Here is a 17,636-nt window from a genome sequence, read left to right on the forward strand (position 1 = left end):
TTCGCACACGTAGTCCTTGCCCATGCGCTTGACGAATACGTAGACGTAACCCTCGCGCACGCTGCGTATGGCATAGCGGCTGTGAGCAAGCGAGGGCGCCAGCCTCTTGCCCAGGTGAGGGGGGAGCCCGGGAGCCAGCTTTTCGACGCTGGCCCGGTCCAGGCCGGACATCACGCTGTAGCGCAGTGGCAAGATCGTGAGGGTGCGCTTGCAACTGACACACGGACCGTCAGGCTCATTGCTGTTCGTTCGGTTGGAGGCCTCGCGACTGATGGCGAGCAGGTCGCTCAAAGAGCGGGAAGGCTTGGACATGGGCGGTTCTCTCATTGTCGGACTAAGCCTGCTGGTGGCAAGAAGCGAGGTACAGATCGCCAAGACGACCTTTACCGGCGACCGCCGCGCGCATGGCGAACAGCCAATTGCGGTCGGCCGCCAGGCTTGCCGTACCTTCAGTCAGGGACAGGAAGACGTAGTCGTGAAGATCGTCGTGCGTGGACAATCCGGCCTCGCGTGCGCTGTTCACCAGCGTTTCGATGCGTGCCAACCGCACGCCTCGGCAAGGGTTGTCGAGCAGATCCGGAGCCTGGGTCTCCACCGTGCGCAGCAGACGATGGGGCAGCGGATCACCCGCCAGGGCCTGCCAGAGTGGCTGGTCGATCATCAATGGCGACAGCGGCTTGGCATGGGCCGCGCCCGGGCCGGGGATCCGGGCCCACAGCTGAATCTTGGTGTCGGCCTTGGGGATCCACCATGAGGCAATCGGCGTGATGAACTCGCGCCACCAGGGCGGCGGAGCTTGCTGGTAGAGCACAGCCAACACCCAAGGGTCGTAGTAACGCAGCAGATAGGTGGCGCCATCCGGGCCGCGGGCCACGCTAGCGTGTGCCAGATGTTCGACGAGACGCTCGGGAGCAACGGTGCTGATTATCCAGCCGTGCAGTGCGTTGCGCAGCCTGCCAGAGAAGGCTCCGGCCAGCACGGTGTGCCCTTTGCTGTCGGCGGATTCGGCCTTTAACAGCAGTGGACTGTGAGGGTGTAACGCTTGCCAGGCCGGCTCTTGCAGCAAGGGCAAGGCGTTTCCCGCAAAACGCTCATGCACGGCGTCGCGCAATTTTTCATCGAGTCTCGCGATGTCGCATACGGCCAAAAGATGTGCTGTCGGACCAAGCGCATTGAGCTGGTCCAGTATTTGGTCTTCCAGTGTGTTCATGTCTTCACCAATGCGTGACGCTCGGTGGCCGCTTTCAGCCAGCAACCGACGCAGATCGGTTCGCCTGCATTCGCGAGTCCCGCCAGATCATTCGCAGCGCCCCCACCGGAGTTGACCAGGTCGATGGCGTCGGCCTTGTAAATGACCGCAGCCCCATTGAACCGGAGACCACCGGCATCAAGTGTGAGAACACCGCCTGGCGTGCTCCAGCGAATCGAGTCCGCAGAACATTCGTAATCTTTCGTGTGATTGCGGATGGCCTGCGCGGCCTGCAACTGGTGATATCCCTGAACCGCCAGTTCGACATGGCCACCGACGCTGATGGTGTGGTTGGCGGCAATCGTGTCGACCCGGCTGTTGCCGATTTCTTCGATTCGATCCTGGGTTATCGAAAACTGCTGGGTGCGCTTGATGACCACTGTCTGGTCGTTGCCAACGGTGGTGAGCTGATCGTTGCCGATGTCCGCACGGTCATCATTGCCGACGGTGTCATGGCGATCATGTCCGACCTTGAGACGCTCATCGTTTTGAATGTCTTCACTGCGGTCATGCCCGATAAAGGTGGTTTCGTCATTTTTGACGACGTTGTTTTGGTCCTTCTGGGCATGGATGAAGACTTCTTCCTGTCCCGCTTCATCCTCGAAACGCAGCTCGTTGAAGCCGTCGCCCTTGTGGGTCTGGCTCTTGAGGGTCATGCGGGTCTTGTGCTTCGGCAGTTCGTAGGGCGGGCGCTGCAGGGCATTGAAGCCTCGGCCGGTGATAACCGGTTGGTCCGGGTCGCCATCGAAGTTGGAGACAATCACTTCCTGTCCGATCCGCGGTATCGCCATATGGCCCCAGAGCGCGCCGGCGATGTTCTGCGACACGCGGATCCAGCAGGAGCTGTGTTCGTCTTCTTTACCCTCGCGGTCCCACGGGAACTGCACTTTCACCCGGCCGAATTCGTCGCAGTAGATTTCCTCACCCGGCGGGCCGACCACTTTCGCCGGCTGCGGGCCGTCGATGCGCGGTTTGGGCAATGCCTCGGCGCGCCATTCGGCATCGTCCGGCACCAGGGTGGCAACGCAGTTGTAGTGGGTACCCTGATTGGCGTCGGCGCTGTCCTCGCCCTGGCTGACGTATTGCTTGCCGCGATGCTCCAGGCGTATCGGGCGCCAGCCGCGGTTCAGGTCTTCGCGTGGAAGGCCGACGAGGTCGAAGTAGATGCCCGGCACCAGCCGCGCGTCGTCACCTTCGGCGATGACCTGACAGGCATCGCCGCGCAGTCCACGCAGGCGATCGCGGGTGAAGGCTTCGCCCGATTCGCCTTTGTAGCGGCCGGGGTAATCGTAACGCTCGTAGCTTTTGGCCTGGTGTTCCAGGTCGGTGGCTTCGCGTCGGGTTTGCTGGTTGTACAGCGGGTTCTTGAAGCTGTAGTCACGCTGGGTCTGGCGGGCGCTGCGCACGCTTTCGGTGTAGGTGAAGTTGTGCAGTGCCGGGCCCGGACGATCGCCGCCGGGTTTGGGGTTGTATTCCACCGGCAGGCCGGGCTGCTTGCCGAAGATCCACAGGCGGTCGCAATGGACCAGGCGATGGCCTTCGGCGCTGTGCAGGAATCCGTAGAAAAAACCTTCCTCGCGCATGATGCGTTCGACGAAGTAGTAGTCAGTGTCACCGGCCTGAACGCAGTATTCCCGCGTCTCGTGGGGGTTGGTGACGCGTTGTTCGTAGTCCAGATCGAGGGCGTGCTTCTTGAGCATCGCGGTGGCGATGTCGGGCACGGTGAGGGTCTGGAAAATGCGCCAGTCCGAGGCCAGTCGCAGGCGGGCCAAACGCGGCTCGACGATGGCGCGGTAACGGGTGCGGCGAAAGCCGGTTTCGCTTTGCTGGAACGAACTGACCGAGCCGTGCAGATAGCGCACGGGCTGGCCGCCTTGCCAGAGAGTAAGCAGCGCTGGGCGATCGAGAACCTGGCCAAAGTCGACGGCGGGGTCGGCGCAGCTCAGGTCGACTTCGAGGCGGAAGGTCTCGGACAGGCCTTCAGTGAGGTGGAATTCGACGACCTCGAAGGAATCGGGGCCGGCGCTGAAGGTGAAGCGCAGGTCGGATTGGGCGGGCATGCAGTGCTCCCTGCAACCGCGCCCCCAACGCCGAATTCAGCGTGGGCGCGCATGTGGACAGGTATCCACCAGGGCGCCAGCCAGGTACTTGCTGGCCGCTGACCGCAGGGGATTTCCTGAGGAATGAATTCCGCAGAAATCCTGAATGCCAGTCAGCGGCGGGGATATAGGAAAATTCCTAGTCAAACCGCTGAAACTACTGAAGTTTTAAGCGGCAAGGGGCCAGCTCATTACCCGATCACTGCCTGCAACACCACCTCCAGCGGGTGCCGCAACTTGCGGTCCGCCAGTCGCTTGACCTGGCTACGGCACGAATACCCGGTCGCCAGCGGCTCGCCTTCCTTCTCCAGCTTGCCTGCCCAGGACTGCTCGAAGATGGTCTTCGAGGTTTCCTGGTTGCGTGCTTCATGACCATAGGTGCCAGACATCCCGCAGCAACCCGTGGCCTCGGTTGCCAGTTTCAGGCCCAGGCGCGCGAACACTTGCTCCCACTGGCGGGTGCTGGCCGGTACGTTGGTCTTCTCGGTGCAGTGGGCCATCAGGCGGAAGTTGGCCGTCTTGCCGCCGACGTGCTCGGGCAGCACGTCCATCAGCCATTCCTGCGGCAACAGCACGTTCGGGCAGCCTTCCAGGCCGGGCACTTTCTGGTATTCCTGGCGATAGACCAGGGTCATCGCCGGGTCCAGGCCCACCAGCGGCACGCCGCAGTCGGCCAGGGCCTTGAGCTGGGTGCCGTTGCGGATCGCCGCTTTGGCGAAGGCGCCAAGGAAGCCTTGCACGTGCAGCGGTTTGCCGTTGGCGCTGTACGGGGCGAGGAATACGCGGTGGCCGAGGCGGTGGGCGAGGTCGATGAACGACGCCAGCAGCGGCGTTTCGAAGTAGCGGGTGAAGGCGTCCTGGACCAGCACGATGCTGCGCTCGCGCTGTGCCGGGGTCAGTTCGCGCAGGGCCGGCACGCTGGCGGCGCGGACGTTGCAGCGGGTCAGGGTGGCCTGGAAGTTGAAGCGGCTGATCAGCGGGCTGTCGACCATGCCGATCTGGTCCGCCAGCAGCTTGCTCACCCATTTCGAGCCCATCACTGCGTTGTATAGCCCCGGCGCGTGGGCCAGGTACGGGATGGTGAATTCCAGCGAGCCGATCAGGTAGTCGCGCAGCGGACGTTGATAACGCTTGTGGTACAGCTCAAGGAAGCGCGAGCGGAAGTCCGGCACGTTGACCTTGATCGGGCACTGCCCCGCGCAGGACTTGCACGCCAGGCAGCCGGCCATGGCGTCGTAGACCTCATGCGAAAAGTCGGCCTGGCCGCGTTGCTGGGCGCGGCTGTTGCGCAGGCGTTGCGGCAGGCCCTTGAGCCAGGACGCTTTGTTCTGCGCCGCGGCCAGCACGTCGATATTGGCCGCGCCTTGCAGGCGCAACCATTCGCGGATCAGCGAGGCGCGGCCCTTGGGCGAGTGGCGGCGCTCGCGGGTGGCTTTCCATGACGGGCACATGGCGTCGTCGGGATCGAAGTTGTAGCAGGCGCCGTTGCCGTTGCAGTGCACCGCGCTGGCATAGCTCTGCCAGACGCGCTCGTCGATCTGCCGGTCGTGCTCGCCGCGCAGCGGGGCTTCGTTGACCTTGATCAGGCCTTCGGCGCTGTCCGGCGGGGTGCAGATCTTGCCGGGGTTGAGCTGGTTGTGCGGGTCGAAGGCGCCTTTGAGGCGTTGCAGCGACGGGTACAGCGCGCCGAAATAGGCGGGCACGTATTCCGAACGCAGGCCCTTGCCGTGCTCGCCCCAGAGCAGGCCGCCGTAGCGTTGGGTCAGCGCGGCCACGGCATCGGAAATCGGCTTGACCAGCGCGGCCTGGGCCGGGTCTTTCATGTCCAGCGCCGGGCGCACGTGCAGCACGCCGGCATCGACGTGGCCGAACATGCCGTAGGTCAGGCCGTAGCCGTCGAGCAGGGCGCGGAACTCGGTGATGTAGTCGGCCAGTTGCTCCGGCGGCACCGCGGTGTCTTCCACGAACGGCTGTGGGCGAACTTCGCCCTCGACGTTGCCTAGCAGGCCCACCGAGCGCTTGCGCATGGTGTAGACCTTGGTCACTGCGGCAGAACCTTCGGCCAGGGTGTGGCCGAGGCGCTCGACGCTGCGGTCGGCCTGCAGGTGGTCGATAAAGGCGGCGACCCGGGCGTTGACCTCGTCCGGCTGATCGCCGCAGAACTCCACTAGGTTGATGCCCAGGGTCGGCTTCTCGGGATCGGCCGGGAAGTATTCGGCGACGCTGTGCCAGACGATGTCCTGCATCGCCAGCATCAGCACCCGCGAGTCTACCGTCTCGATCGACAGCGGCTTGTGCGCCATCAGCGCATTGGCGTCGCGCAGGGCGTCCATGAAGCTGACGTAGCGGACGTTGACCAGCACCGCGTATTTCGGGATCGGCAGCACATTGAGCTTGGCCTCGACCACATAGCCCAGCGAACCCTCGGCGCCGCACAGCACGCTGTTCAGGTTGAACAGGCCGGCGTCGTCGCGCAGGTGCGCCAGGTCGTAGCCGGTCAGGCAGCGGTTCAGTTTGGGGAAGGTGCTTTCGATCAGCTCGCCCTGGGTTTCCTGGATCTCGCGGGCCATGCGGTAGACCTCGCCAACCCGGCCGGGCAGGGCGCAGGCGGCGTCCAGCGCGGCGTCATCGATCGGCAGGCTGTGCAGGCGCTCGCCGCCGAGCAGCACGCTGTGCAGTTCCAGCACGTGGTCGCGGGTCTTGCCGTAGGTGCAACTGCCCTGGCCGCTGGCATCGGTGTTGATCATGCCGCCGACGGTGGCGCGGTTGGAGGTGGACAGCTCCGGGGCGAAGAACAGCCCGTGGGGTTTCAGCGCGGCGTTGAGCTGGTCCTTGACCACCCCGGCCTGGACCCGTACCCAGCGCTCCTCGACGTTGATTTCGAGGATGCTGTTCATGTGCCGCGACAGGTCGACGACGATGCCGTCGGTGAGCGACTGGCCGTTGGTGCCGGTGCCGCCGCCGCGCGGGGTCAGCTTGATCTGCTGGAAGCGCGGCTCGGCCATCAGCGTGGCGACCCGCGCCACGTCGTCGGCGTCCAGGGGGAACACCGCGGCCTGGGGCAGGCGCTGGTAGATGGAGTTGTCGGTGGCGAGCACGGTGCGGGTGCCGTAGTCGGTGCTGAACTGGCCACGGAAACCGGCGGCGCGCAGGGCATCGAGAAAGGCGGAATAGTCGGTGGCGGGTGCGCTCACCGGCAGTTGGGCGATCATCACGGGATGGCCTCTTTTATCTTTGGCTAATCATTGGATTCCTGACGTGAATGTATGGTCTCGAACCGTCAGGTGGTGGATGATGCCAATGATTCCCGAGTCTGGCGCTGCGCACAAACGGATAATGGCGCGGCCTTTGATGAGTTTTACGAATGAATTACCGAAACCTGACGCCGTCGATGTCACTGCTCCTGGCCTTCGAGGCCGCTGCCCGGCATGAAAGCTACACCCGCGCGGCGGTGGAATTGTCCCTGACCCAGAGCGCGGTCAGCCGCCAGGTCCAGGCCCTGGAGCAGCAACTGGGGGTCATCCTGTTTCGCCGCGAAGGGCGCACCGTCAAGCTCACCGAGGTGGGCCGGCTTTACCAGCGCGAGATCAGCGAGGCTCTGGGCCGGATCCGCAGCGCCACCCTGCATGCCATCGCCCACCAGGCCGGCGGCGGCAACCTGCGCCTGGCGACGCTGCCGACCTTCGGTTCGACCTGGCTGCTGCCGCGCCTGCACGAGTTCTATCGCCGCCATCCCGAGGTGCAGGTGCACATCAACTCGCGGATCGAACCGGTGGACTTCGCCACCAGCGGCATCGACGCTGCCATCGTCGTCGCCAGCGGCGACCAGCCGGGGCTGGTCTGCCACCTGCTGCATGCCGAGGAACTGGTGGTGATCCTGTCGCCGGCGCTAGCGGCGTCCCGCGAGGTGTGGACGCCCGAAGACATCAGCCGCCAGGTGCTGCTCAGCGTTGCCAACAATCCCCATGCCTGGGGCGACTGGTTCACCCACCATGGTTTGGCGCACCAGGCCATGCGCCTGGGACCGAGCTTCGAACTGACCTCGCACCTGATCCAGGCCGTGCGCGCGGATATCGGCATCGGCCTGGTGCCGCGGATTCTGATCACCGATGAGCTGGCCGAAGGCAAACTGGTCAGCCCGGTGCTGCCCTATGCTAGTGCCCGCAGCTACTACCTTGTGTATCCGCCGCGCAACCAGTCGTTGCCGGCGCTGGAGGCGTTTCGCGAATGGTTGCTGGAGGAGCCGGATATGCGGGCTTGAGGGGAGGTGCTGGCTGGGGGGGTATATCGCGAGCAAGCTCGCTCCTACAGTGGTTGTCACGACCTGCCAGGCCATGGTTGGCCGCCTTGTGAGGGGCCTTGCAAGAGGCGGTCTACCATGGCCATTTCGGTGTGCTTATTTTCCAGAATCAGACAACCGCCCCCGCACCACCGCCATCCAGCGCCCGTCGCACCTTGTCCAGCAACTCGCCGATCTGGAACGGCTTGAACAGCATGTCCATGCCCGGCGCCAGGAACGCCTGGCGGTTCAGCGCACTCTGGGCATACCCGGTCATGAACAAAATCGGCAGCGCAGGCCGCCATCCCCGGGCGACATCCGCCAGTTCCCGGCCGCTCATGCGCGGCAGGCCGACATCGGTCAGCAGCAATTCGATGGACGGATCGTTCTGCAGGTTCTCCAGCGCCAGCTCGATGCTTTCCACCGCCGTACAGCGGTAGCCGGCATCCAGCAGCACTTCACTGACGAACATCCGCACCGCCGGCATGTCCTCGACGATCAGCAAATGCTCACCATGCCCCTGCGAGCTGACGCTGTCCGGCACCACGCTGGGCAGCGAAGGGGCGCTGCTGGCCGGCAGGATCATGGTCACTTCCGTCCCCCGGCCGATCACGCTGCGGATATAGGCGTCGCCGCCTGACTGACGGGCGAAGCCGTAGATGGTCGACAGCCCCAGGCCAGTGCCCTGGCCCAGCGGTTTGGTGGTGAAAAAGGGTTCGAAGACCTTGTCGATCACGCTGTGGTCGATGCCGATACCGTCATCGCGCACCGACAGCGAAACGTACGCGCCGTCCTGCAGCTTGGGGTTGCCGAGGGCGCTGGCGCTCTGAGTGGTAACCCAGATGGTGCCGCCCTGGGGCAAGGCATCGCGGGCGTTGATCACAAGGTTGAGCACCGCGCTTTCCAGTTGCACCGGGTCGACCAGCGCGGTCGCCGGTTGATCGGTCAGTTCCAGCTTGAGGGCGATGCGTTCGCCGATGGTGCGGATCAGCAGTTCTTCCAGCGAGCGCACATGCTCGTTGATGTCCACCGGCCGGGTGTCCAGCGGCTGCTGGCGGGCGAACGCCAGCAGGCGGTGGGTCAGCGAGGCGGCGCTGGTGGCGGAGTTCAGTGCGGCATCGGCATAGACCTGGACCTTGCCCATCGGCTGCCCGCTGGTCTGTTTACGGATCAGTTCCAGGCTGGTGATGATCCCGGTGAGCAGGTTGTTGAAGTCGTGGGCGATGCCGCCGGTGAGCTTGCCGAGGGCGTCCATTTTCTGCACCTGCAGCAGTTGCGCCTCGGTGCGGGCGCGCTCGGCGACCTCTTTCGCCAGTTGGGTGTTGGCGTCGTCCAGTTGCGCCCGGTGCGAGCGTTCGCGGTGACGGTGCTCGGTGACGTCCTCGACGAATACCAGGCTGGAGCCCGGCGTGCGGTAGGGTGAAATCTGCCACTCGGTTTCCCGTATCTCGCCCCGGACCCGCATGTTCAGCTTGCCTTTCCAGCGCACGCCGTCGGCCAGGCGCAGGCGCAACTCGCCGATCGTGGCCGCTGGGTTGTCTTCCAGGCAGTCATGCAAAGCGTTCGGGGCGCCGTTGTCCGGCAGCAGCCGGGCGAAGGCGTGGTTGCATTCGTGGACGGTCAGGTTGGCGTCGAGTACGGCGATGGGCGCCGTGACGTTGGTGAAGATCTCGCGAAAGCGCGCCTCGCTTTCGCGCAGCGCGTGTTCGGTGTCGCGTACCCGCAGCAGGGTGCGCAGGGTCGCCAGCAGCACGTCCGGGTCCACCGGGTGGATCAGGTAGGCATCGGCCCCGGCGTCGAGGCCGGTGATGATGTCGCCGGTCTGGATCGACGCGGCCGAGACGTGGATCACCGGCAGCAGCGCGGTGAGCGGGTCGGCGCGCAGGGTGCGGACGATATCGAAGCCGCTCATGTCCGGCAGGTTGACATCGAGGATCAGCGCGTCGGGCCGTTCGCGCTCGATCAGCGCCAGGCCTTCGCCGCCGGTGCCCGCTTCGAGGACCTCGTAGCCGTGGCGGTCAAGGCGCCGGCGCAAGGCGTAGCGGGTGGCGGCGTTGTCGTCGACGATCAACAGGCGGATGTCACGTTTCATCGACAGACTCCATGGCCACGGCCAGCGGAATGATGACGAAAAAGGTCGAGCCCATGCCGGGCTCGCTCTGCACCCCGACTTCACCGCCGAGCAGGGCGGCGAAGCGTTTGCACAGCGACAGCCCCAGGCCCGTGCCGCGCAGGCGTTTCTGCAACGGCGAATCGACCTGGGAGAAGTCTTCGAACAGGGCGTTGTGCAGTTCCGGGGCGATACCGATGCCGGTATCGCTGACGGCGAATCGCACCTGGTCCGTGCCTTCAAGGCGGGCCGAGACGCGCACTTCGCCGCTGGTGGTGAACTTCAGCGAGTTGGAAATGAAGTTGCGCAGGATCTGCGCGAGCTTCTTGTCGTCGGTGTAAAGCCGCGGCAAACCCACCGGTTCTTCGAAGATCAATGCCACTTCGGCGGTGTTGACGATCGGCCGGAACATGCCGCGCAGGGCGGCGAACAGGTCGAGCATGTCGAACCAGCCCGGCGAGATGGTGATGCGCCCGGCCTCGATCTTGGCCAGGTCCAGCAGGTCGTCGACCATGTCGCTCAGCTCGCGGGTGGCATTGCTGACGAAGGCCACCTGTTTGTGCTGCTCGGGGCTCAGCGGGCCGTCCAGTTCGTCGGCGAGCAGGCTGGTGATGCTCAGGATCGAGCCCAGCGGGGTGCGGAACTCGTGGCTCATGTAGGACAGGAAGCGGCTTTTCAGGTCCGAGGCCTGGCGCAGTTGTTCGGCCTGGGTGTCGAGTTCCGAGTACAGCGCAAGGACACCCTGGTTGGTTTCTTCGAGTTCGGCGCGCAAGGCGCCGGCCTCGTTTTCCAGGCGCTGGAACAGCGCGCGCTGTTCTTCGCTGAGGTTGGACAGATCAGCCATGGGACGCCTCCAGGGCGACGACCAGTACCGTGGCGTCGTCGCGGCCACGGCTGAAGTCGCGGTGCAGAACGGCGGCGATCACCGCCGGATGGCGATGCACCAGGCCGGGATAGTCGCGCAGGTTCCATCGGGACTGCAGGCCATCGCTGTACATGATCAATAGATTTCCGTTCACGTGAGCATAGTCAAAGGGCTGGGCTTTCCGGTATTGCACGCCGACGATGCCCGGGTGCGAGGTCAGGCCGCGGTATTTCTCCGGGCCGACCAGGCTCGCGCCAATATTGCCGATGCCGGTAAAACACAGGCTGTCGCTGCCGGCGTTGAACTGGGCGACTGCGGCTGCGCCGCCACGGGTACCGGTCATCGCCTGATGCATGTCCTGAAACAGGTCGTGGGGCGCGGCGAAGGGCATGCGCGCAAACACCTTGCGCCCGGCGAAGGCGGCGTGTTCGGCCTCTTCGCCGTGGCCCAGTCCATCGATCACCAGCGCGCTGACGCCGTTGTCCGCCAGCACCAGTTGCCAGCAGTCGCCGCAGGCCGGGTCGTCGTGCAGCGAATGCTGGCTGGCGCCAAAGTGCAGGTCGGCATTACGCTGGCCGCCGGCATAGAAGCGGGTCAGCAGCACCGCGCCGCGTTCGTCGGCGTACATGTCGAAGACTTCCGCCTGACGCGATATCGCGCCCAGGCCGATACCTTGGGTACCGCGGGTGGAGAAACCGTCGGTCAGGCACGCCTCGCGGTCGAAGCCGCCGGCGCGATCGATCGCCACGATTTCCACGCCGACGCCGGTTTTGCCGGGCACCGCCTGCACGTGCAGTTCGCCACGGGCGGCGTGCTTGAGCAGGTTGCTCGCCAGCTCCGTGGTGACCAGCGCCACCCGTCCGGCATCACCCTCGTTGAAACCCAACTGTTCGGCGAGCTTCTGGGTGGTGCGGCGGGCGTAGCCGATCTGGCTGACGTCTTCGATGATCAGGACTTGGGTCAGCGCACCCGCAATCGTCACGTCCATCGGGTGATCGTTATGCGGGTGCCCTCGCCGGGCGCGGTGTCCAGTTCGAACTCTTCCACCAGCCGCTTGGCGCCCGACAGACCCAGGCCCAGGCCGCCGCCGGAGGTCCAGCCGTCGGTCATGGCCAGGCGGATATCGGGAATGCCGGGGCCGTTGTCGCTGAACTTCAGGCGCAGGCCCACCCGTCCAGCGTCTTCCAGCACCTGCCAGTCCATGTCGCCGCCGCCGCCGTAGACCATGGTGTTGCGTGCCAGCTCGCTGACCGCGGTGACCAGTTTGGTTTGGTCGATCAGGCGCATGCCGCACTCGGTGGCGACCTTGCGCGCAGTCTGGCGCGCAAGCACCACATCCTGTTCCAGGCGGATCGGTTGGGTGCCGCTGCTGCGCACGATCATTGTCGGGCTACTCGTTCCTGGAGCAGGCGCATGCCCCGCTCGACGTTCAGTGCCGTGCTGACACCGGGCAGGGTCAGGCCAAGTTCCACCAGGGTGATCGCCACCGAGGGCTGCATGCCCACCAGCACCGTGCGGGCATCCATGATGCTCGACAGGCCGGAAATGGTGCCGATCATCCGGCCGATAAAGGAGTCGACCATGTCCAGCGCGGAGATATCGATCAGCACGCCTTTGGCGGACGTGCGGCTAATGCGCTCGGACAGGTCGTCCTGGAGGGTCATGGCGAGCTGGTCGTGCATGTCGACCTGGATAGTCACCAGCAGGAATTCACCCATTTGCAGAATCGGAATGCGTTCCATGGGGTCAGACCGGCTTGATGACGCTGAGGCCCAGGCGGGTCAGCGCCAGTTTCAGGGCATCGGCCAGGTTGGCCTTGGTCACCACGCCTTGCAGGTCCAGGCCCAGGTGAACTATGGTCTGGGCGATCTGCGGACGCACGCCGCTGATGATGCAGTCGGCACCCATCAGGCGGATCGCGGTGACGGTCTTGAGCAGGTGCTGGGCGACCAGGGTGTCGACGGTCGGTACGCCGGTGATGTCGATGATGGCGATTTCGGCGCCGGTATCGACGATGCGTTGCAGCAGCGACTCCATCACCACCTGGGTACGTTGCGAGTCGAGGGTGCCGATCATCGGCAGCGCCAACACGCCGTCCCACAGCTTGACCACCGGGGTGGACAGTTCCAGCAGTTCTTCCTGCTGGCGCTTGATCACCGATTCACGGGATTTCTGGAAGGTGCGGATGGTGTGCATGCCGAACGCATCGAGCAGCTCGGAGATTTCCCAGAGCTGTTCGGCCAGTTGCGCCGGATCTTCGCGGTAATGGCGTTGCAGCAGGCTGAACAGCGGGCCTTTGAGGGCAAAGATGAACGCCGCGGTTTGCTGCGAGTCATGGCCGAGCAGGGCGCGGCTGTGGGAGAGTTTTTCGAGGAACTGGCGGGTGTTTTCCCAGCCCGGCGTGTTGATATTCGTACCGCTGTTGTTCTCCAGCCCGTTGGTCACCAACTGCAGGAACTCCGAGGTCTGCTGTTGCAGCTCGTGTTCCTTGAGATTGCGCGTCGAGCCGCTCTCTTCGAGGCCCTTGGTCCACTCGCCAAGCAGTTGACTGCGTTGGGATTTGATCGCTTCGAGGGTGCTGGTGTTGAGTGTTGCCATTTTTATTGATCGCTCCTGAAAAAAGGACCGGTTGTCCCGAAGCACCGGTCTGCGGACAGTAGCACCGCCGGTGAGAAAATGCTGGGCGTGTTGCCGCTATTGGCGGGGAATGTGACTCCGATCATTGGGGTGGGCAAATGGTTCCGTGACAGCCGAACGATCAGTCGCGAAGGCGCCCGGCACGGATGGTCAGCGGCCAGGTGATCCGGCGGCGGGTGGTCGGGTCGCCCCATTCTTCGGCGAGCTGTTGCGCCAGGGTGTCGACCGGATTGAAGCCGAGCGCCTGTTGCGCGGCCTTCACTGCCGACCAGGTGTTCAGATAGCCGATCAACTGCGCCAGGTTCCACTGCATTTCGATGACCTGCGGTGGCACCTCGATTTCCGCGAAGGGGAAGGGCAGGTCGCGGTAGCCGGTTTCCACATGGCGGCGCTCGGGCGGCCAGTAGGCGGCGATGTCGTGGTAGTAGAACTGCTGCAGGTGGCGGTCCAGCTCGCCTTCCAGGTGCAGCACGCCGTAGGTGATCAGGGCGATGGCCGCCTGGGGCCGGGCGATGCGCCGGGCTTCGGCGTAGAAACGCTCCAGGTCCAGCCAGTGGGCGGCCTGGGCGACGGTGATGAGGTCGACGCTGTTTTCCGCCAGGCCGCTGTCTTCGGCCAGGGCGGCGCGGTAGATCACGCCTTCGCGGGGTTCAGCGGCGGCGATCTGGGTGGCGCTGGCGTCGGTAGCCAGCACCTCGTCGAAGCGCTCGGCCAGCAACACCGACAGTTGCCCGGTGCCGCAACCGCAATCCAGCACCCGGCCGGTGCCGGGGCTGATGCTGGTCAGTTCGTCGATCAGTTCCAGCGGGTAGCTCGGTCGGTAGGCCGCGTAGCCGGCCGAGCCGCTGGAGAAATGATCCTTGAAATTCGTGCTTGTCATGACCGGCCTCTGTCTTTCTTTTTGGTTGACCGATGCTAGCGCCAGTCGTGGCGCGGCGACCATTCGACCTTTTTCCGCCCCTGCGGCCGGGAACTGGCGCAAATGGCGTGGGATCGCCGGTGGGTCAAGGCAAGCGCACGCCACCCATCACCGCTCTTTCGCCCCGCGAATATGCTTGACCAGCAACTTCTCCAACTGCTCCCACAACGCCGGGTCGGTGCTGAAGGCGACGTTGAAGCGCATCCAGCCGGTGGCCTGGGAGTCCACCAGGAACAACTGGCCAGGGCCGAGCATGATGCCCTGGTCGAGGGCGTCGTCCACCAGCGCGGCGCTGTCGGCGATGGCCGGGTGGCGGGTCCAGATGTACATGCCTTCGTCCGATTCGATAAACCGCTCGAAACCCAGCCGCGCCAGTTGCCGGCCCACTTCCTGGTGCGCTTCGGCCAGGCGCTGGCGCAGGCGCTTGAGGTGTTTGCGCCAGCGGCCGTCGGTGATGGCGGCGTAGACCACCCGTTCCATCACCTGGGAGGTGGTCAGCCCCGAGCGCATCTTCAGTTGCACCAATTGCTGCATCAGCTCCGGGTTGGCCAGCATGTAGCCGACCCGCACGTTGGGCGAAATGCTCTTCGAGTAGCTGCCGACGTAGACCACCTGCTGCAGGTGATCAAGCGTCGTCAGGCACGGCTGCGGTTCTTCGATCATGTCGGCGTAGAGGTTGTTCTCCACCAGACGGAAGCCGTGCTGGGTCGCCAGTTGCAGCAAACGGTGCAATTGCACCAGCGGGGTTCGCGAGCAGGTCGGGCTGTGCAAGTGCGGCTGGGTGAAGAACACGGTCGGACGGTGGTGGTCGAGCAGCCGCTCCAGGTGCTCCAGGTCGTAACCGTTGGGCGTGCGCGGCACGCCGAGCAGGGTCGCGCCCTGGAAACGCAGGATGCTCATTAGGTTCGGATAGCCGGGGTCGTCCACCAGCACCACATCGCCGGGCTTGACCAGCGTGCGCACCGCCAGGTCCAGCGCCTGGCTGGCGCCGTGGGTGAGCATCAACTGGTTGGGCGGCACGACGATGCGCAGGTCCTGTTGCAGGTTCTGCGCGGTCAGGGTGCGCAGTTCGGCCAGGCCCATGGGGTCGCCGTAGCCGCTCAGTTCCATGACGCTGCTGGCGACCTGGCGCAGGCCGCGGCGCAGGCCGTCCTCGAACATCCAGTCGTTGGGCAGCCAGCCGCAACCGGGCTTGAACGCCAGTTGCCGGCTTTCGAAGATCTGTTGCAGGTACCACTCGGAGTTGAACGCCGGCTTGGCCGGGTCCGGTTCGTTGGCCTGGGGATCGATCAGGTCGCCAGCGGTGCGGTTGACGAAGAAACCGGCGGTACCGCGGCTGACCAACAGCCCTTGGGCCACCAGGCGGTCATAGGCTTCGACCACGGTGAAGGTGCTCACCGAATATTTCGCGGCGAAGGCGCGGATCGATGGCACCTTGGCGCCGGGCTTGAGAGTCTGGTTCTCGATCGCTTCGCGCAACCCGTTGATGATCTGGTTGACCAACGGGGGCGAGGCATCGGGGCGTAGTTCGAACATGGGGAAGCAGTGCCTTCGAGTGAGCGTAACGCCGGCCGCGCATGCGCTGTATTGCATTGACGGCCTGTACAGTGCAGTGACGATTAGTGCGCGCTGTGCATGGCTCTTGAGGCCGGACATTTTTACATTAGGTAGCAGTTACCGCTAGATCAATGCCGTGAAGCTTCATGAACAACCGCTCGTCGAACCATGAATTCTCGATACAAGGCCCAGCCCTTGTGTCTCTCCCGCTGATACCGGCGTGTGAAATCGTCGGAAACAGCGTTCTTGCAGCACCTTTCAGGCCCACCGGACGAGCCTGAGTACGACACAAAAGCTGCCCAGCATTAGCCGTTCGTCGGCCCGGGCAGCGTCGTGCACGTCGAATCAGAGCAACTGATGCAGTAGGGGGCGCGACGTCATGTCGCGCCCCGGTTGAGTTTCCTTGGATAAAAAGAACACGGGGTAGACCACTGATGGACGCAACATCCACATCGACTTCTGCAGAGAAGTCGGGGCACGAGAGCAAGCTGGCGGCTTCGCTCAAATCACGTCACTTGACCATGATGTCGATCGCCGGCGTTATCGGCGGCGCATTGTTCGTCGGTTCCGGCAGCGTGATCCACAGCGCCGGCCCGGCTGCGGTACTGGCTTACCTGGCAGGCGGCATTCTGGTAGTGCTGGTCATGCGCATGCTTGGTGAAATGGCGACGTCCTCGCCGGACACCGGCTCCTTCTCCACCTACGCCGAGCGCGCCATTGGTCGCTGGGCCGGTTTCACCATCGGCTGGTTGTACTGGGGCTATTGGGTGATCCTGATGGCGTGGGAAGCCTACGTCGCCGGCAAGATCCTGCACGGCTGGTTCCCCTCGGTGAGCATCAACAGCTTCGTGCTGATTGCCACCCTGGCGCTGATCTGCGTGAACTTCTTCAACGTCAAGCACTACGGTGAGTTCGAGTTCTGGTTCGCCCTGATCAAGGTCGTGGCCATTGTCTGCTTCCTGGTGGTCTGCCTGGCCGCAGTCATGAGCCTGTGGCCGACCGGTGAAGTCAGCGGCATGGCCAACCTGACTGCCCATGGCGGCTTCATGCCTAACGGCATCGAGTCGGTGGTGGTGGCGATGCTGGGTGCGATGTTCGCCTTCCTCGGTGCGGAAATCGTCACCATCGCTGCCTCCGAGTCGAAAGACCCGGCCGGCCAGATCGTCAAGGCAACCAACTCGGTGGTCTGGCGCGTGTGCCTGTTCTACATCGGCTCGATCTTCCTGATCGTCTGCCTGGTGCCGTGGAATGACCCGCTGATGGGCACTTCCGGCTACGGTTCGTACCGCCGCACCCTGGAACTGCTGGGCATTCCGGGCGCCGAGTTCGTGATGAACTTCGTGGTCCTGACCTCGGTCAGCAGCTGCCTGATCTCGGCTCACTACACCGCCTCGCGCATGATGTTCTCGCTGGCGACCCGTGGTGACGCACCGAAGATCTTCAAGATGACCCGTGCCGGCACCGGCGTACCAGTCTTCGCGATCATCGGTTCGTGCGCTGTTGCAGTGATCTGCGCCCTGATCAACTTCAACGAGGCCCTGCGTCCGAAAGACGTACTGGACACCTTGATGAACACCACCGGCATGATCGCCATGCTGGTGTACCTGGTGATCGCCTGCTCGCAACTGAAAATGCGCCGCAAGCTGGAAGCCGAAGGCAAGCAGATCCGCCTGAAAATGTGGCTGTTCCCTTGGCTGACCTACCTGAGCATCGTGTTCATCGTTGGCTGCCTGGTGACCATGGCGTTCGTCGAGGAATACCAGATTCTGGTGATCTCCACCGGCGCGGCGGCGGCAGTCGTGGCAATGATGGGTATGGTTGTGCACTACCGGGCGCTGAAGAAAGCGGCCTGATTGTGTAGCGTTACCATCGCGAGCAAGCTCGCTCCTACAGTAGGAGCGAGCTTGCTCGCGATACCTTC

General features: G+C 64.2%; 14 protein-coding genes. 2 read left to right on the forward strand and 12 right to left on the reverse strand.

Annotated features, from left to right (window positions below; genetic code table 11):
- The 4 genes from HWV67_RS31185 to ydiJ all read right to left on the reverse strand — a co-directional run.
- Positions 1–312, reverse strand: a 312-nt coding sequence (locus HWV67_RS31185; protein ID WP_371929364.1) for a toxin VasX, incomplete at its 3' end; no start/stop codon positions are given.
- Positions 313–334: 22 nt separating this feature from the next.
- A complete protein-coding gene (locus tag HWV67_RS31190) occupies positions 335–1,210 on the reverse strand; it encodes a DUF4123 domain-containing protein (RefSeq protein WP_175654015.1) in 876 nt (291 codons plus the stop codon).
- Positions 1,207–3,309, reverse strand: coding sequence for a type VI secretion system Vgr family protein (locus tag HWV67_RS31195; RefSeq protein ID WP_175654016.1), 2,103 nt, complete (start codon positions 3,307–3,309; stop codon positions 1,207–1,209). The genes HWV67_RS31190 and HWV67_RS31195 overlap by 4 nt, the downstream gene beginning before the upstream one ends.
- A gap of 230 nt (positions 3,310–3,539) precedes the next feature.
- On the reverse strand, positions 3,540–6,560 hold the full coding sequence (gene ydiJ / locus HWV67_RS31200; RefSeq protein ID WP_175654033.1) for a D-2-hydroxyglutarate dehydrogenase YdiJ: 3,021 nt from the start codon (positions 6,558–6,560) through the stop codon (positions 3,540–3,542).
- Positions 6,561–6,712: 152 nt separating this feature from the next.
- On the opposite strand from ydiJ, the gene HWV67_RS31205 reads away from it, so the two are divergent.
- Complete coding sequence (locus HWV67_RS31205; protein WP_175654017.1) at positions 6,713–7,609, forward strand: LysR substrate-binding domain-containing protein; 897 nt, start codon at positions 6,713–6,715, stop codon at positions 7,607–7,609.
- A gap of 148 nt (positions 7,610–7,757) precedes the next feature.
- Here the strand turns inward: HWV67_RS31205 and HWV67_RS31210 are convergent, their stop codons facing one another.
- The 8 genes from HWV67_RS31210 to HWV67_RS31245 form a co-directional block, all read right to left on the reverse strand.
- On the reverse strand, positions 7,758–9,719 hold the full coding sequence (locus HWV67_RS31210) for a response regulator (protein WP_175654018.1): 1,962 nt from the start codon (positions 9,717–9,719) through the stop codon (positions 7,758–7,760).
- Positions 9,709–10,581: a sensor histidine kinase gene (locus HWV67_RS31215; RefSeq protein ID WP_175654019.1), complete on the reverse strand. Its 873-nt coding sequence runs from the start codon at positions 10,579–10,581 to the stop codon at positions 9,709–9,711. The genes HWV67_RS31210 and HWV67_RS31215 overlap by 11 nt, the downstream gene beginning before the upstream one ends.
- Complete coding sequence (locus HWV67_RS31220; protein ID WP_371929366.1) at positions 10,574–11,590, reverse strand: ATP-binding protein; 1,017 nt, start codon at positions 11,588–11,590, stop codon at positions 10,574–10,576. The genes HWV67_RS31215 and HWV67_RS31220 overlap by 8 nt, the downstream gene beginning before the upstream one ends.
- Positions 11,581–11,985 (reverse strand): anti-sigma regulatory factor, encoded by a 405-nt coding sequence (locus tag HWV67_RS31225; protein WP_175654020.1) that lies wholly within the window; start codon positions 11,983–11,985, stop codon positions 11,581–11,583. The genes HWV67_RS31220 and HWV67_RS31225 overlap by 10 nt, the downstream gene beginning before the upstream one ends.
- Positions 11,982–12,344: an STAS domain-containing protein gene (locus tag HWV67_RS31230; RefSeq protein WP_110968716.1), complete on the reverse strand. Its 363-nt coding sequence runs from the start codon at positions 12,342–12,344 to the stop codon at positions 11,982–11,984. Before HWV67_RS31230 ends, HWV67_RS31225 begins: the two co-directional genes overlap by 4 nt.
- Before the next feature lie 4 nt (positions 12,345–12,348).
- A complete protein-coding gene (locus HWV67_RS31235; protein ID WP_175654021.1) occupies positions 12,349–13,200 on the reverse strand; it encodes an STAS domain-containing protein in 852 nt (283 codons plus the stop codon).
- Positions 13,201–13,360: 160 nt separating this feature from the next.
- Positions 13,361–14,119 (reverse strand): class I SAM-dependent methyltransferase, encoded by a 759-nt coding sequence (locus tag HWV67_RS31240; RefSeq protein WP_175654022.1) that lies wholly within the window; start codon positions 14,117–14,119, stop codon positions 13,361–13,363.
- 147 nt (positions 14,120–14,266) lie between these two features.
- Entirely contained in the window at positions 14,267–15,694 is a 1,428-nt protein-coding gene (locus HWV67_RS31245; protein WP_175654023.1) for an aminotransferase-like domain-containing protein, read from the reverse strand.
- Positions 15,695–16,149: 455 nt separating this feature from the next.
- Here HWV67_RS31245 and HWV67_RS31250 point away from each other — a divergent pair, with 455 nt between their 5' ends.
- The gene (locus HWV67_RS31250) at positions 16,150–17,568 is read left to right on the forward strand and encodes an amino acid permease (RefSeq protein ID WP_095159633.1); all 1,419 of its coding nucleotides are present in this window, start codon (positions 16,150–16,152) and stop codon (positions 17,566–17,568) included.
- The last annotated feature ends 68 nt before the right edge of the window (positions 17,569–17,636 follow it).

The sequence above is a fragment of the Pseudomonas sp. Marseille-P9899 genome, from assembly GCF_903166565.1.
GTDB classification, from domain to species: Bacteria; Pseudomonadota; Gammaproteobacteria; order Pseudomonadales; family Pseudomonadaceae; genus Aquipseudomonas; species Aquipseudomonas huaxiensis.

Coding starts and splice junctions, on each gene's coding strand:
- HWV67_RS31240 (WP_175654022.1), bottom strand. CDS start 14,119: ATGACAAGCACGAATTTCAAGGATCATTTCTCCAGCGGCTCGGCCGGC.
- HWV67_RS31235 (WP_175654021.1), bottom strand. CDS start 13,200: ATGGCAACACTCAACACCAGCACCCTCGAAGCGATCAAATCCCAACGC.
- HWV67_RS31230 (WP_110968716.1), bottom strand. CDS start 12,344: ATGGAACGCATTCCGATTCTGCAAATGGGTGAATTCCTGCTGGTGACT.
- HWV67_RS31245 (WP_175654023.1), bottom strand. CDS start 15,694: ATGTTCGAACTACGCCCCGATGCCTCGCCCCCGTTGGTCAACCAGATC.
- HWV67_RS31250 (WP_095159633.1), top strand. CDS start 16,150: ATGGACGCAACATCCACATCGACTTCTGCAGAGAAGTCGGGGCACGAG.
- HWV67_RS31190 (WP_175654015.1), bottom strand. CDS start 1,210: ATGAACACACTGGAAGACCAAATACTGGACCAGCTCAATGCGCTTGGT.
- HWV67_RS31220 (WP_371929366.1), bottom strand. CDS start 11,590: ATGGACGTGACGATTGCGGGTGCGCTGACCCAAGTCCTGATCATCGAA.
- HWV67_RS31225 (WP_175654020.1), bottom strand. CDS start 11,985: ATGATCGTGCGCAGCAGCGGCACCCAACCGATCCGCCTGGAACAGGAT.
- ydiJ (WP_175654033.1), bottom strand. CDS start 6,560: ATGATCGCCCAACTGCCGGTGAGCGCACCCGCCACCGACTATTCCGCC.
- HWV67_RS31210 (WP_175654018.1), bottom strand. CDS start 9,719: ATGAAACGTGACATCCGCCTGTTGATCGTCGACGACAACGCCGCCACC.
- HWV67_RS31195 (WP_175654016.1), bottom strand. CDS start 3,309: ATGCCCGCCCAATCCGACCTGCGCTTCACCTTCAGCGCCGGCCCCGAT.
- HWV67_RS31205 (WP_175654017.1), top strand. CDS start 6,713: ATGAATTACCGAAACCTGACGCCGTCGATGTCACTGCTCCTGGCCTTC.
- HWV67_RS31215 (WP_175654019.1), bottom strand. CDS start 10,581: ATGGCTGATCTGTCCAACCTCAGCGAAGAACAGCGCGCGCTGTTCCAG.